Consider the following 16,660-nt stretch of genomic DNA (forward strand, 5'->3'; position numbering starts at 1 on the left):
TGAAGGGGCCGGGGGCGCGCGCGGAGAACACCGACCACCCCCCTGACCGCTCCCCGACCCGCCGGAACCCCGGCCCAGCAGGCATCTCGTCCGCCGTCACCCCTGTCACCGGCGGTTTCACCAGGGCGCGAGGGGCGCGCGGGCAGGGTCAACACCTGGGGGGATAGGGGTGTCGCCGCCCTTCGGGGGCGACCTAGCGTGCGGACACCCCGTGGCTGGAATGACTCGGGGCTTTCGTTACGAGCTTGGGAGCGTGCAGATGTCCGCGGGCTTCGATCCTGTCGCTGATGACATGTCCGGCGCGGAGGTCCGCCCGGGGGGACGCTCAGCGGGCCGTCCGGGCGAGGACCCCGGCGCCGCCCTGGCCGGCCGGCTCTCGGGCCTCCCGCTGTCCGAGCAGACCCGGCTGCTGACCGACCTCGTCTGCGAGCACACCGCCGCGTGCCTGCGCAAGGTGCGCCCCGACACCGAGCCGGTGGTCGTCGCCCAAACCCCGTTCCGGGAACTCGGGCTGGATTCCATCGCCCTCGTGGACCTGCACGCGCGCGTCAACGCGGCGACCGGGCTCGCCCTTCCCGTGACCGCCGCCTTCGACCACCCGAGCCCCGAACTGCTCGCGGACCACGTCCGTACGGAGCTGCTGGGCGCCCCCGCCGGACGTGCCGCCGCCCAGCCCCTCGCGGAGCCGGTGGCGGCGTTCGACGGCGAGCCCATCGCGATCGTCGGCATCGGCGGACGGTTCCCCGGCGGCATCCGCTCGGCCGAGGACCTGTGGAACCTGGTCGACGCGGGCGGCAGCGCCGTCGGGCCGTTCCCCGACAACCGGGGCTGGGACCTGGACGCCCTGTTCGCGGACGACCCCACGCTTCCCGGCACCTGCTCCACGCAAACCGGCGGCTTCCTGCACGACGCCGCCGAGTTCGACGCCGAGTTCTTCGGGATCGGGCCCCGCGAGGCCCTGGCCATGGACCCGCAGCAGCGGCTCCTCCTGGAGACGGCCTGGGAGGCGCTGGAGCGTACCGGCATCGACCCGACGTCGCTGCGCGGCAGCCGTACGGGCGTGTTCATCGGAGCCGGTCCCTCCGAGTACGGGCCCCGCGTGCAGGACGCCCCCGAGAACCTGACCGGGTACCTCGTCACCGGCGGCGCGCTCAGCGTGACCTCCGGACGGGTGGCGTACGCGCTCGGCCTGGAGGGGCCCGCGCTCACCGTGGACACCGCCTGCTCCGGCTCGCTGGTCTCGCTGCACCTCGCCGTGCAGTCGCTGCGCCGGGGCGAGTGCTCGATGGCGCTGGCCGGCGGCGTCACCGTCCTCAGCTCCCCCGGCCTGTTCACGGAGTTCAGCAGGCAGCGCGGACTCGCCCCGGACGGTCTGATCAAGGCGTTCGCGGACGGCGCGGACGGCACCTCCTTCGCGGAGGGCGTCGGCCTGCTCGTCGTGGAACGGCTCTCCGACGCGCGGCGCAACGGGCACACGGTCCTCGCCGTCGTCCGGGGCTCGGCCATCAACCAGGACGGCGCGAGCAACGGGCTCACCGCCCCCAGCGGCACCGCCCAGCAGCGCGTCATCGCCCAGGCCCTCGCCGACGCCGGGCTGACCGCGGACGAGGTGGACGCGGTCGAGGCGCACGGCACCGGCACCACCCTCGGCGACCCGATCGAGGCGAGCGCCCTCATCGCCACGTACGGCAGGGACCGGCCCGTGGACCGGCCGCTGTGGCTCGGCTCGGTGAAGTCGAACCTCGGCCACACCCAGGCCGCCGCCGGTGTCGCCGGGCTGATGAAGATGATCATGGCGATGCGGAACGGGGTCCTTCCCCGCACACTGCACGTCGACACCCCCAGCGGCAATGTGGACTGGTCCGCGGGGACCGTTCAGCTGCTCACCGAGCCCGTCCCGTGGCCGCGCGAGCAGGACCGGCCGCGCCGGGCCGGCGTCTCCGGCTTCGGGATCAGCGGCACCAACGCCCATGTGATCGTGGAGGAACCGCCGACGGACGACGAGCCACCGGTCGCGGAGGCACCGGCCGCGGAGGCACCGGCCGCCGGGCCCGTGCTCGTGCCGGTCGGCGCGCGCTCCGAGGAAGGGCTGCGCGCACAGGCCGCCCGGCTGGCCGACTTCCTGGACGAGCGGGGCGACCTCACGGCCGCCGACCTCGGCCACGCGCTCGGCACGAGCCGCGCCGCGCTCGAACACCGCGCCGCGGTGGTGGCCGACGGCCGGGACGAGCTGTTGGCCGGTCTGCGGGAGATCGCGGCCGGGGGCGGGGGCGGGGGCGCCGGGGCCGCCGGGGTTAAAGGGACCACCAGGGCTGAAGGGGCCGCGGGGGCTAAGGGGTCCCCCGCCATGCCCGCTCGCGCCGCCGACGTCCGTACCGGCGCACTCCCCGCCGGGCGGCTCGCCTTCCTCTTCACCGGGCAGGGCAGCCAGCGGCTCGCCATGGGCCGGCGTCTGTACGACACCTACCCGGTGTTCGCGGACGCCCTCGCCGACGCCATCGGCTGGCTCGACCTCCAGCTCGACCTCTCGCTGTGGGATGCCCTGTTTGCCGGGGAGGGCTCGCGGGAAGCGGCCCTGCTCGATCAGACGCGGTACGCGCAGACCGCGCTGTTCGCCGTCGAGGTCGCGCTGTTCCGGCTCGTCGAGTCCTGGGGCATCCGGCCCGACTTCCTGGCCGGCCACTCCATCGGCGAGATCGCGGCCGCCCATGTCGCCGGGGTGCTCAACCTGGAGGACGCGGCGATCCTCGTCGGCGCCCGCGGCCGGCTGATGCAGGAACTCCCGTCCGGCGGGGCGATGATCGCCGTCCGGGCCACCGAGGAGGAGGTCGCTCCGTTCCTCGGCGAGCAGGTCGCCGTGGCCGCGCTCAACGGCCCCGGCTCGCTCGTGCTCTCCGGCGAGGAGGCGGCCACCGTCGCGCTGGCCGAACGCTTCGCCGCGCAGGGCCGCAAGACCAAGCGGCTCCAGGTGAGCCACGCCTTCCACTCGCCGCTGATGGCGCCGATGCTGGAGGAGTTCCGCCGGATCGCCGGCGTCCTGACCTACTCCGCGCCCACCATCCCCGTCGTCTCCACCGTCACCGGACGCCTCGCCACCTCCGGCGAACTGTGCTCCCCGGACTACTGGACCGGGCACGTCAGCAGCGCCGTGCGCTTCGCCGACGCGATGGACTGGCTCGTCGGACAGGGCGGCGCCCGCACCTTCCTGGAGCTGGGCCCGGACGGTGTCCTGAGCGCCCTCGGACAGGGCTGCCTTCCCGAGGAACGCGAGTCCGACACCTTCTTCGCCCCGCTGATCCGCGCCGGCAAGGACGAGGTCAGAGCGGCGCTGGGCGCCGCCGGCCTCGCCCACGCGCGGGGCGCGCGCATCGACTGGGAGGCGCTGTACGCGGGCCACGCCACGCGCCGCGTCGAGCTGCCCACGTACGCCTTCCGTACGCGCCGCTACTGGCTGAGCCCCGAGCCGTCCGCCGCCACCGGGCTCGGCCGGCTCGCCTCGCAGCACCCCGTGCTGACCTCGGCCGGTGACCTCGCCGGGACCGGCACCACCGTCCTCACGGGACGCGTGTCGCCGCGTACCCACCCGTGGACCGCCGATCACACGATCGCCGGCGTCACCCTGCTGCCGGGAACGGCCCTCGTCGAACTCGCCCTGCGTGCCGCTACGGAGACCGGCTGCGGGCTCGTCGAGGAACTGACCCTCCAGGCCCCGTTGGTACTGCCTGCGACCGGGGGCGTGGACCTCCAGGTCGTCGTGGCCCCGGCCGACGCGTCGGGCCGCCGGAGCGTCGAGTGCTTCTCCCGCCCGGACGGTGCCGAAACCTCCGAGGACGCCTGGACCCGCCACGCCACCGGCACCCTGACCCCGGCCGCGCCCGCACCGGACACCGGCGCGCTGTCCGGTGCCTGGCCGCCGGTCGGAGCCGTTCCGCTCGACGTCAGCACCCTGTACGCCGACATGGCCGACGAAGGTTACGGGTACGGGCCCGCCTTCCACGGCGTGCGCGCCGCCTGGCTGCTCGACGGCGAGGTGTACGCCGACGTCGAACTCCCCGAGCACGTACGGGCCGACGCGCCCGGCTACGGACTGCACCCGGCACTGCTCGACGCCGCCCTGCACCCCGCCGACCACGCCCTCGCCACGGCCGGCAACCGGCCCGAGGGCACCTGGATTCCGTTCTCCTGGAACAGGGCCGCCCTGTACGCGACCGGCGCTTCCGCCGTGCGCGTACGCATCGCCGCGCGCGGCCCCGAGGAACTGGACGTGACGGTCGCCGACGCGACCGGGGCCCCCGTCGCCCGCGTCGAGTCGCTGCTGCTGCGCACGGTCACCGCCGGACAGCTCGCCGTGGACCGCTCGGACCCGCTGCTCGCCGTGCGCTGGGATACGACCGAACTCCCTTCGGGTGAAGCGGCCTTTACCGGGTTTGGCGAGGTCACGGGTGAGGAAGTCCCGCCCGTCGTCGTCTACCGCACCCCGCCCACCCCGGACGGCGACGTGCCCGCCGCCGTGCGCGCCGTCATCGCCGACGCGCTCGCCGCCGTACAGGAGTGGCTCGCGGACGACCGGTACGCCGGGGCGAAGCTTGCCGTCGTCACCCGGAGCGGGGCCGCCGTGCCCGGCACCGATGTGGACCTCGGCCAGGCGCCCGTCTGGGGCCTGGTGCGCTCGGCGGAGGCGGAGAACCCCGGCCGGTTCGTGCTCCTCGACACCGACGACGCCGCAGCCGCACACCTCGGCCGCGCCCTGGCCGCCGCCGCGTCCGAGCCGGAGATGGCACTGCGCGGCGACCGCCTGTACGTCCCCCGGCTGGCCGCCGTGCCCGCCCTGGACGAGGAACGGCCCGCGCCCTGGGACAACAACGGCACCGTGCTGCTGACCGGCGGCACGGGCGGCGTGGGTGCCGAACTCGCCCGCCACCTGGTCCGCGAGCACGGCGTACGGCACCTGATCCTCACCAGCCGGCGCGGCGCGGACGCCCCCGGCGCACGGGAACTCGTCGCAGACCTGGCCGCGGCGGGCGCCGAGGCCACGGTCAGCGCCATCGATGTCGCGGACCGGGACGCCCTCGCCGCCCTGCTCGCCGACGTCCCGTCCGCGCACCCGCTGCGCGCCGTCGTGCACGCCGCAGGGGTCATCGACGACGGACTGGTCGGCCATCTCACCGCCGACCGGCTCGACACCGTGCTGCGGCCCAAGGTGGACGCCGCCTGGCATCTGCACGAGTTGACGGCGGACCTCGACCTTGCCGCCTTCGTCCTCTTCTCCTCCGCGTCGACCGTTTTGGACGGCGCCGGGCAGGGTAACTACGCGGCCGCCAACCTCTTCCTGGACGCGCTCGCCGCCCGCCGGTCCGCCACCGGACAGGTCGTGACCTCGCTCGCCTGGGGCCTGTGGGCCGGTGGCGGCGGGATGGGCGCCTCGCTCGACGCCGCCGCGCTGACCCGCATCGAGCGCCTGGGCCTGGACTCGCTGTCCTTCGCGGAGAACCTCGCCCAGCTCGACAAGGTCCTCACCACCACGTACGAGCCGGCCGTCGTCCCCGTACGCGTCAACCAGCGCGCTGTCCGCAACCGCACGGACGGCACGCCCACCCTGCTGCGCGGCCTGGTACGCCCGCGTACGGTGCCCGCAGCGCAGGCAGCGGCCGGGGCACCCGCCGCCACCGGTGCCGGCCCGCTGGCGGCGCGTCTCGCGGAGTTGGGCGCGGCCGACCGGCTGGCATACGTCCTGCGCATGGTGCGTGCCGAGACGGCCGCTGTCCTCGGCTACCAGAGCGCCGACGAGGTCAGCGCCACCCGCGCGTTCATGGAAACCGGGTTTGACTCGCTGGCGGCCGTGGAACTGCGCAACCGGCTCGCGGCGGCGACCGGGCTGCGGCTGAGCGCGACCCTGACCTTCGACTACCCCACGGCCACGGCCCTCGCCGAGCACCTGGTGACCAAGCTCCTGGGCGAGTCCACGGCGGCGGGTCCGGTGGCTCCGGTGGCCGGCGGCGGTGCCACGGACGACGATCCGATCGTCATCGTCTCCATGGCCTGCCGCTATCCGGGCGGCGTGTCGTCGCCCGAGGAACTGTGGCAGCTCGTCGCAGAAGGCTCGGATGCCATCGGCCCCTTTCCCACCGATCGGGGTTGGGACACCGATCTGTACGACCCGGAGATCGGAAAGCCTGGACGCACGTACTCGACGGAGGGCGCGTTCCTCTACGAAGCCGCCGAGTTCGACCCGGCGTTCTTCGGGATCAGCCCGCGTGAGGCGCAGGCCATGGACCCGCAGCAGCGGCTCCTCCTGGAGGTCGCCTGGGAGACGTTCGAGCGGGCCGGGATCGACCCGCACTCCGCGAAGGGCAGCTCCACCGGCGTGTTCGCCGGGGTGATGTACCACGACTGGGGGCTGCGGCTGGGCCCGCTCCCCGACGATGTGGCCGGCTACCACGGCAACGGCAGCCTCGCCAGCGTGGTGTCGGGCCGGGTGGCGTACACGCTGGGGCTCGAAGGGCCCGCCGTCAGTGTGGACACGGCGTGCTCGTCGTCGCTGGTCGCGCTGCACATGGCGGCCCGCGCGCTGCGGGCGGGCGAGTGCACGCTCGCCCTCGCAGGCGGCGTCACGGTCATGTCCACGCCGGACACCTTCCTGGACATGGCCCGTCAGCGCGGCCTCTCCTCGGACGGCCGCTGCAAGTCCTTCGGGGCGGGTGCGGACGGTACGGGGTGGGGCGAGGGCGCCGGCGTGCTGCTCCTGGAGCGGCTGTCCGACGCGCGGCGCAACGGCCACCGAGTGCTGGCCGTGGTCCGGGGCTCCGCGCTCAACCAGGACGGCGCCAGCAACGGCCTCACCGCCCCCAACGGACCCGCCCAACAGCGCGTGATCCGTGGCGCGCTCGCCAACGCCGGCCTGTCGGCCGCCGAGGTCGACGTCGTCGAGGCGCACGGCACGGGCACCCGGCTCGGTGACCCGATCGAGGCGCAGGCGCTCCTGGAGACCTACGGCCAGGAACGGCCCGAGGGCCGGCCGCTGTGGCTGGGGTCCATCAAGTCGAACATGGGCCACACGCAGGCGGCTGCCGGTGTCGCGGGGATCATCAAGATGGTCATGGCCATGCGCCACGGCGTGCTTCCCAAGTCCCTGTACGCGGAAACCCCTTCGGACCAGGTGGACTGGTCGGCGGGTGAGGTGGAGCTGCTGACGGAGGCCCGTGAGTGGGCGCCGGCCGGGCATCCGAGGCGTGCTGGCATCTCGTCGTTCGGGATCAGCGGGACGAACGCCCACGTGATCATCGAGGAGGCGGGGGAGGAGGCGGCGCGCGAGGAGCCGGCGGCCGCCCAGACCGGTGAGTCCCCCGCACTGCTCGCGTGGCCCGTCTCGGGGGCGACTCCGGACGCGCTGAAGGCCCAGGCCGCGCGTCTACGCGATCGGCTCGACCAGCTCCCCGACGCCTCCCTGGCCCCGGCCGCCCGCATCCTCGCCACCGGCCGCGCCGCCCTGGAACACCGCGCGCTCGCACTGGGCGCCGACCGGGCGGAACTTGCCGACGCGCTGGAGTCTCTGCCCGGTGCGGACAGCGTGCGCGAGGGCAAGACGGCGTTCCTGTTCACGGGGCAGGGTTCGCAGCGGTTGGGGATGGGGCGGGAGTTGTGTGCCGCGTTTCCGGTGTTCGCGGGGGCGTTTGATGCGGTGTGCGGTGAGGTAGACGCGCATCTGGATCGTGGGTTGCGGGAGGTGGTGTGGGGGAACGACGCGGAGGCGCTGAACTCCACTGCGCATACGCAACCTGCGCTCTTCGCTTTCGAAGTCGCGCTGTTCCGGCTGGTTGAGAGCTGGGGCGTCAAGCCGGACGTCGTCATCGGTCACTCGATCGGGGAGCTGGCAGCCGCACATGTCGCCGGAGTGCTGTCCCTGACCGACGCGGCAAAACTCGTCGTAGCGCGCGGTCGGTTGATGCAGGCCCTGCCCGTCGGCGGTGCGATGGTCGCCGTGCAGGCGTCCGAAGATGAGGTCGGAGCGATTCTTACCCCCGGGGTAGAAATCGCCGCGGTCAACGGTCCTCGGTCTGTGGTCGTTTCGGGAGTGGAGTCCGAAGCGGTTGTCGTGGGCGAGCACTTCGCGGCTCTGGGTCGGAAGACAAGCCGTCTTTCCGTTTCGCACGCGTTCCATTCCTCGCTGATGGAACCGATGCTCGACGACTTCCGGGCCGTCGCCGCCGAACTGGCATTCCACGAGCCCCACACGTCTGTCGTCTCCACTGTCACTGGCGACCTGTCTGCGGATTGGCAGTTGCCGGAGTACTGGGTCGACCAGGTCCGGCGCCCTGTCCGCTTCGCCGACGCTGTAAGCGCCGCCGAAGCCTTCGGTGCTCGTACGTTCATCGAGATCGGCCCCGACGCGATCCTGACCGCCCTCGGTGCAGGCTCTGCCACCGACGACACCACCACCTTCATTCCTCTCGTACGGAAGGACCGCGACGAACCCCGCGAGGCACTGGCCGGTCTCGGCGCGGCCTGGGCGCGGGGTGCGGACGTCGACTGGGATGGACTGTTGGGGGCCGCCGGGCCGTTGGTCGACCTGCCCACGTACGCCTTCCAGCGCAAGCGCTACTGGCTCGATGTCACCGCGAAGACGGGGGACGTGGCGTCGGCCGGGCTGGATGCCGTGGAGCATCCGGTGCTCAGTGCCGCCGTGTTGGCACCGGAGTCGGGGTCGGTCGTGCTGGCCGGCCGGCTGTCGGCGGCCGGTCAGCCCTGGGTGGCGGACCACGGCGTGCACGGGGCGGTACTGCTGCCGGGCACCGGGTTCGTGGAGCTGGCCGTGCGCCTCGGCGACCAGGTCGGCTGTGACCTCCTGGAGGAACTGACCCTGGAGGCACCCCTCGTCCTGCCCGAGCACGGTGGCGCGTCCCTGCGCGTCGCCGCCGGGGCCCCCGACGCATCGGGCCGCCGTCCGCTGCACATCCACTCGCGCCTCGACGGTGCCCCCGAGAACGTCTGGACGCGGCACGCCACCGGCTTCCTTGCCACGGGCGCACCGCCGCAGGTGCCCGGTGCGGACCTCACACAGTGGCCGCCGCGCGGCGCCACGCCCGTCGAGGTCGAGGGCGCGTACGAGCGGTTGAGTGAGCGCGGGTACGGGTACGGGCCTGCGTTCCAGGGGCTGACGGCGGCCTGGCGGCGCGGCGACGAGCTGTTCGCCGAGGTCGCGCTGCCCGAGGCCGTACGTGCCGAGGCCGGCGACTACGGGCTGCATCCGGCCCTCCTGGACACCGCCATGCATGTGGACGTGCTGGTCGACCAGGGCGAGGGCGGCACCGAAGCCCTGCTGCCGTTCGCCTGGAGCGGCGTCTCCCTGCATGCGTCAGGCGCCGCCGCGCTGCGCGTGTACGTTCGGCGCATCCGGGGTGCGGAGGAGTCGGCGATGGTCGTCGCCGACGAGACCGGCAGCCCCGTGATGACGGTGTCCTCGCTGATCTGCCGTCCGGTTGCCGCCGATCAGCTGGCCCCGGCCGAAGGGCCTCTTTCGGACGCTCTGCATCACATCGAGTGGACGCCGCTCCAGCAGCCGGCCGCACCGCTGCCGTCTTCGTCCGCCGTGCTGGACGAGTACGGGCTGGCGATCCTGTCCGAGCCGTCGGCCGTCGTCCTGGCCTGCCGTCCGACCCCGGCGGGCTGGCCGGTGCCCGAGGCGACCCGCACCACCACCTCGTATGTGCTGGACCAGCTGCAGTCCTGGCTCACCGACGACCGGTTCGAGGCCACGACCCTCGTCGTCGTGACGCGAGGCGCCGTGGCCATTGGCCGGGGCGCCGCACCCGATCTCACCCAGGCCCCCGTGTGGGGCATCGTCCGGGCGGCACAGGCCGAGAATCCGGGCCGGATCGTCCTGCTGGACGTGGACCCGGCCGACGACCTCGACACGGACGGTTTCCCGGACCTCGTGGCTGCGGCCCTGGCCCAGGGCGAGCCCGAACTCGCCCGACGCGACGGCGGCTTCCTCACCCCCAGGCTCGTCCGGGCCGCCGTGCCCGAGAGCGACGCTCCCTGGGACGGCGAGCGCACCGTGCTGGTCACCGGCGGCACCGGCGGCCTCGGCGCGCGCGTCGCCCAGCACCTGGTCGAGCGCCACGGCGTCCGCCATCTCCTGCTCACCAGCCGCCGGGGCCTCGACGCTCCGGGCGCGGCCGAACTGCGCGACCGGCTCGTGGCGACCGGGGCGGCGGATGTCCGAATCGCCGCGTGCGATGTTTCGGACCGGGAAGCGCTGGCCACAGTCCTCGAAGCCATTCCGCAGGCGCACCCACTGGGCGGGGTCGTGCACGCGGCCGGTGTCGTGGCGCCCGGCCTGATCGGCGCGCTCACGCCGGACAGCCTGGACACCGTGCTGCGGCCCAAGGCGGACGCCGCCTGGCATCTGCACGAGCTGACCGCCGACCGGGACCTTGCGGCGTTCGTGATGTTCTCCTCCGCCGGCGGCCTCGTCCTTCCCGCCGGACAGGGCAACTATGCGGCGGCCAACGTCTTCCTGGACGCCCTCGCCGCCCACCGGCACGCCCTCGGGCTGCCCGCCACCTCTCTCGCGTACGGACTGTGGGCTGTCAACACCGGACTCGGCGGCGAACTCACCGACGCCGACGTGGAGAAGATGAACCGGCTCGGTCTGCCCGCCCTGCCGGCGGACCGGGGCATCGCCCTCTTCGACGAGGGGCTGCGCACCCGGCACGCCCTGGTCGCCCCGCTCCTCGTGGACGCGGCAGCCCTGCACGCACGGGGCTCCGACGTGCCGCCGCTGCTGCGTGCCGCCGCTGCCGCGGCCCGCCCGGCGCTGCGCCGTACGGCCGCTGCCGCGCCGGTCGGCGACAGCCTGGCCCGGCGACTGGCGTCCCTGACCGCGGCCGAACGCGTACGCACCCTGCGCGAGCTGGTCGCCGGGCAGGTCGCGGCCGTCCTCGGCCACGACTCGGCGGACAGCGTCGGTGTGGACCGTGCGTTCAAGGAGCTGGGTTTCGACTCCCTGGCCGCGGTGGAACTGCGTAACGCGCTCAACGCCGCGACCGGGCTCCGACTTCCCGTAACACTCGTTTTCGACTACCCCAACACGCGGGCCGTCGCCGACTACCTGGACACCGAACTCGGCGGCACGCAGGAGGAGACGATCGCCGAGCCGGCTCCGGTGGCGGCGGGTTCCTACGACGAGCCGATCGCGATCGTCGGCATCAGCTGCCGGTTCCCCGGCGGCGTCCGCAACGCCGAGGACCTGTGGAACCTGCTCGCCGAGGGGCGCGACGCCGTCGCCGGGTTCCCCACCGACCGCGGCTGGGACACCGAGGGAATCTACGACCCCGAGCCCGGCCTGCATGGAAAGACGTATGCGCGGGAAGGCGGCTTCCTTTACGACGCCGCCGAGTTCGACCCGGCGTTCTTCGGGATCAGCCCGCGTGAGGCCGTCGCCATGGACCCGCAGCAACGGCTGCTTCTCCAGTCGGCGTGGGAGGCGTTCGAGGACGCCGGAATCGACCCGACCGCCATGCGTGGCAGCCAGACCGGTGTGTACGCGGGCGTGATGTACCACGACTACGCCTCGCGCCTCCAGCACATCCCCGACGACGTCGCCGGCTACCTCGGCAACGGCACCGCGGCCTCCATCCTCACCGGCCGCGTCGCCTACACGCTCGGCCTGGAAGGGCCTGCGGTGAGCGTGGACACGGCATGCTCGTCGTCGCTCGTCGCCCTGCACATGGCCTGCCAGGCACTGCGGCGCGGCGAGGTCGGCATGGCACTCGCGGGCGGCGTCACCGTGATGTCCACGCCCGAGATCTATGTGGAGTTCGCCCAACAGCGCGGGCTGGCTCCCGACGGCCGCTGCAAGGCGTTCGCGGGCGGCGCGGACGGTACGGGCTGGGCGGAAGGCGTCGGCCTGCTCCTCGTCGAGCGGCTGTCCGACGCGGAGCGTCTCGGGCACGACGTCCTCGCCGTCATCCGGGGTTCCGCCATCAACCAGGATGGCGCGAGCAACGGCCTCACCGCCCCGAACGGCCCCTCTCAGCAGCGCGTCATCCAGCGTGCCCTCGCCGCGAGCGGCCTCACCACCGCCGACGTGGACCTCGTGGAGGGCCACGGCACGGGCACTCGGCTCGGTGACCCGATCGAGGCGCAGGCCCTGCTCGCCACCTACGGCCAGGGGCGCACCGCCGACGACCCGGTGTGGCTCGGCTCCATCAAGTCGAACATCGGCCACGCCCAGGCCGCGGCCGGCGTCAGCGGAGTCATCAAGTCCGTCCTGGCCCTGCGCCACGGCCTGATGCCCAAGACCCTGCACGTGGACGAGCCGTCGCCCGAGGTGGACTGGGAGGCCGGGCACGTACGCCTCCTTACCGAGGCCCGGCCCTGGCCGCGCCGCGAGGACCGTCCGCGTCGTGCGACCGTCTCCTCGTTCGGGCTCAGCGGTACCAACGCCCACCTGATCGTGGAGGAGGCCCCGCAGCCGCAGCGGCCCGCCTACGAGCCGCAGGCCCGCCCGGACCTCGCACACCCGCTGCCCCTGCTGCTGTCCGGCTCCGACGCGGAAGCGCCTGCGCGCCAGGCCGCCGCTCTTCGCGACCGCCTGCGCGCCGCGCCGGACCTGGACCTGCGCGACCTCGCCCACACCCTGACCACCGGGCGGGCCCGCCTCGAACACCGTGGCCTGGTCCTAGCCACGGACACGGAGAGCGCACTGCGTGAACTGGACGCCTTCGCAGCCGGCGAGGGCGTACGAGGCGCGGTGACCAAGGGACGGACGGCGTTCCTGTTTACGGGTCAGGGTGCGCAGCGGTTGGGGATGGGGCGGGAGTTGTGCGCTGCGTTTCCGGTGTTCGCGGGGGCGTTTGATGCGGTGTGTGTGGAGGTAGACGCGCACCTTGCCACGGGGTTGCGGGAGGTGGTGTGGGGGAACGACGGCGACGCGTTGAACTCGACCGCGTACACGCAGCCTGCGCTTTTTGCGTTCGAGGTGGCATTGTTCCGGCTGGTGGAGTCGTGGGGCGTCAGGCCTGACGTTGTGGTTGGTCACTCGATTGGGGAGCTGGCCGCTGCGCATGTTGCTGGGGTGCTGTCTCTGGCCGATGCGGCGAAGCTCGTCGTAGCGCGTGGTCGGTTGATGCAGGCCCTGCCCGCCGGTGGGGCGATGGTTGCTGTGCAGGCGTCCGAAGATGAGGTCGGGGCGATTCTTACCCCCGGGGTAGAAATCGCCGCGGTCAATGGTCCTCGGTCTGTGGTCGTTTCGGGTGTGGAGTCCGAGGCGGTTGTCGTGGGCGAGTACTTCGCGGCTCTGGGTCGGAAGACCAGTCGTCTTTCCGTCTCGCACGCGTTCCATTCCTCGCTGATGGAACCGATGCTGGACGACTTCCGCACCGTCGCGGCTGAGTTGACGTTCAACGAGCCGAACTTTCCGGTCGTGTCTACGGTGTCCGGTGCTCTGTCGTCGGACTGGCAGTCGCCGGAGTACTGGGTCGAGCAGGTCCGTCGCCCTGTCCGCTTCGCCGACGCCGTAAACGCCGCCGAAGTCTTCGGTGCCCGCACGTTCATCGAGGTCGGCCCCGACGCGATCCTCACCGCCCTCGGCGCCGCCTCCGCCACCGACGACACCACTGCCTTCATTCCTCTCGTACGCAAGGACCGCGACGAACCCCGCGAGGCACTGGCCGGTCTCGGCGCGGCCTGGGCGCGAGGCGCGGACGTCGACTGGGAGGCGTTCCACGCGGGAAGAGGGGCGCGGAAGGCGGACCTTCCCACGTACCCCTTCCTGCGCACCCGCTACTGGCTGGACGCTCCCGCGACTGTCGGGGACGCGGCCGGGCTCGGGCAGTTGCCTGCCGGGCACCCGCTGCTCAGCGCGGTGGTCGTCTCGGCGGAGACCGGGGCCCCGGTGCTCACCGGCCGGCTGTCGGTCGCCACACACTCCTGGCTCGCGGATCACGCCGTGCACGGCAGTGTGCTGCTGCCCGGCACCGCGTACATCGAGATGGCGCTCAGGGCCGGGCACGAGGCCGGTTGCGCCCAGCTGGAGGAGCTGACGCAGGAGACGCCGCTGCTGCTGCCGGCCAAGGGCGGCGTAGCCGTCCAGGTCACCGTGGGCGAGGCGGACGAGGCCGGGCGGCGCGACGTCGTCGTCTACTCGCGCGCCGAGGAGCTGCCGGCCGACGCGCCGTGGACCCGTAACGCGCGGGGCGTCCTCGCCGTCGAGCCCGCGCCCGTCGTCCCGGACCTGGAGTCCTGGCCCCCGGCCGGGGCGCAGCCGGTGGACGTGAGCGGGATGTACGAGGACCTGGCCGGGCTCGGGTACGGGTACGGGCCGGTGTTCCAGGGGCTGACGGCCGCCTGGCGGCGCGGGGACGAACTGTTCGCGGAGATCGGCCTGCCCGAGCACGCCCGCACCGAGGCCGCCGCGTTCGCCCTGCACCCCGCGCTGCTCGACGCGGCGCTGCACGTGGAGCGCGTCTTCGACGGGGACCACGAAGGGCCCGTCCGGGCTGCCCTGCCGTTCGCCTGGAACGGGGTTACCCTGCACGCCACCGGGGCGGCCGCCCTGCGCGTACGGCTGACGAAGCCGGGTCCGGACGCTGTCGCGCTGCGGATCACCGCTCCGACCGGCGAGCCCGTGGCCACCGTCGAATTGCTGGTCGTCCGCGAGGTTTCCGCCGCCCAGCTGGCGGGAAGCGGGAACGGCCGGGGCGCCGAGCTGTTCCGTATCGACTGGCAGGCACCGCAACCCGTCAGCGGACCGGTGGGCGGCACCGACGACTGGCTGGTCGTCGGGAGTGCGCTGCCAGGCATCCGGTCGGTCTCCACGCTTGCCGAGGCCGTCGCGGAGCCGGCGGTTCCGGGCACGGTGCTGCTGACCGCGCCGGACGTCTCCGATGTCTTCGGAACAACGGGTGGCGTGCCCGAACAGGTCCGTACGTCCGTGGGGCGGCTCCTCGACACGCTCGGACAGTGGCTGGCCGAGGCGCGGTTCGCGGACACGCGGCTGGTGCTCGTCACCCGTGACGCCGTCGTCGCGGCGGACGGGGACGCGGTGGACTGCGTACAGGCACCGCTGTGGGGTGTGCTGCGCGCGGCACAGGCCGAGAGCCCCGGGCGGTTCACCGTCGTCGATCTCGACGCGTCGCCCGAGTCCCTGGCGGCCCTGCCCGCAGCCCTGGCCACGGGCGAGACCGAGATCGCCGTACGCGGCGGAACGGTCCTCGTCCCCCGCTACGCCCCCGCCACCAGCGGCGGTACTGCCATGGAGTGGCGCCGGGACGGAACCGTCCTGATCACCGGCGGCACCGGGCTGCTGGGTGCGGTGCTCGCCCGGCACCTCGTCGCCGAACAGGGCGTCCGCCATCTCGTCCTCACCAGCCGGCGCGGCGCCGACGCACCCGGCGCGGCAGAGCTGCACGCCGAACTCATGGAGGCGGGTGCCGCGTCCGTGCGGATCGTCGCCGTGGACGCCGCCGACCGGTACGCGCTCGCCGCACTGCTGGACGACATCCCGGCCGAGTACCCGCTGACCGGGGTCGTGCACGCGGCCGGGGTCATGGACAACGCGCTGGTCGGGGCGGTCACCCCGGAGCAGGTCGGCAAGGTGCTGCGGCCGAAGGTGGACGCCGCCTGGCATCTGCACGAGCTGACCCGGAACCTGGAACTGGCGGCGTTCGTCCTGTACTCCTCGGCGGGAGGCCAGATCCTTCCCGCCGGACAGGCCACCTATGCGGCGGCCAACGTCTTCCTCGACGCCCTCGCCGCCGAACGGAGGGCCGCCGGCCTCGCCGCGACCTCGCTGGCCTGGGGTTTGTGGGAGGGCACGGTCGGGGAAGGGCCCGAACTCACCGACGCCGATCTGCGTCGGATGGGCCGCTCCGGAGTCCTGGAACTGTCCTTCCCGGACGGTCTCGCACTGTTCGACGCGGCCATGGCCCAGGACGCGGCGCTGCTCGCCCCGGTCCGGTTCGACCGCGCCGCACTTCGCGAGCGGGCCGACGAGATCCCGGCTCTGCTGCGTGGCCTGGCCGGGCTACCCGCCCGCAAGGCCCCCAAACCTGCCGCCGTACAGGCTGCCGGCGCCGGTGACAGCGGAGGTTCCCTCGTACGCGCCAAGCTGGCCGGGCTGCACACGGGACCGGAGCGGGACCGCTATCTGGAGGAGCTGGTACGCGGCCATGCCGCCGCCGTACTCGGGCACGGCGACCCGTCCGGGGTCGCCGCCGACCGGGGCTTCACCGAGCTGGGCCTCGACTCGCTCGGCGCGATCGAGCTGCGCAACCGGTTGCAGAAGGCGACGGGGCTGCGGCTGCCCGCCACCCTGATGTTCGACTACCCCAACGCGGCCGCTCTGGCCGGATTCCTGCGGGAGGAGCTGGCGCCCGAACCGGCGGCGCAGGATGCCACCGGCGGCGCCGCGGGCATGGACGACGAGGCGGTCCGGCGGGCCCTCCAGTCGATCCCCACCGCCCGTCTGCGCGAGGCCGGGCTGCTCGACACCCTCCTCGGTCTGGCGGGGGCGGCCGAAGAACCGGGTCAGGCCGGTTCGGCCGCAGAGACCACGACCGAAGAACCGGGGCAGGCCATCGAGGAGATGGCCGTGGACGACCTCGTACGAGCCGCCCTGACCGGCGGCGAACTCAGCTGATCCCGACGCTGGATGATG

At 73.4% G+C, this 16,660-nt stretch carries 1 protein-coding gene; it reads left to right on the forward strand.

Going from position 1 to position 16,660, the window contains the following annotated elements; all coding sequences use genetic code 11:
- Nucleotides 1-253 precede the first annotated feature (253 nt).
- The gene (locus tag DNK56_RS18175; RefSeq protein ID WP_446750469.1) at nt 254-16,642 is read left to right on the forward strand and encodes an SDR family NAD(P)-dependent oxidoreductase; all 16,389 of its coding nucleotides are present in this window, start codon (nt 254-256) and stop codon (nt 16,640-16,642) included.
- Nucleotides 16,643-16,660 lie beyond the last annotated feature (18 nt).

The sequence above is a fragment of the Streptomyces sp. AC1-42W genome, assembly GCF_003248355.1.
GTDB lineage: Bacteria > Actinomycetota > Actinomycetes > Streptomycetales > Streptomycetaceae > Streptomyces.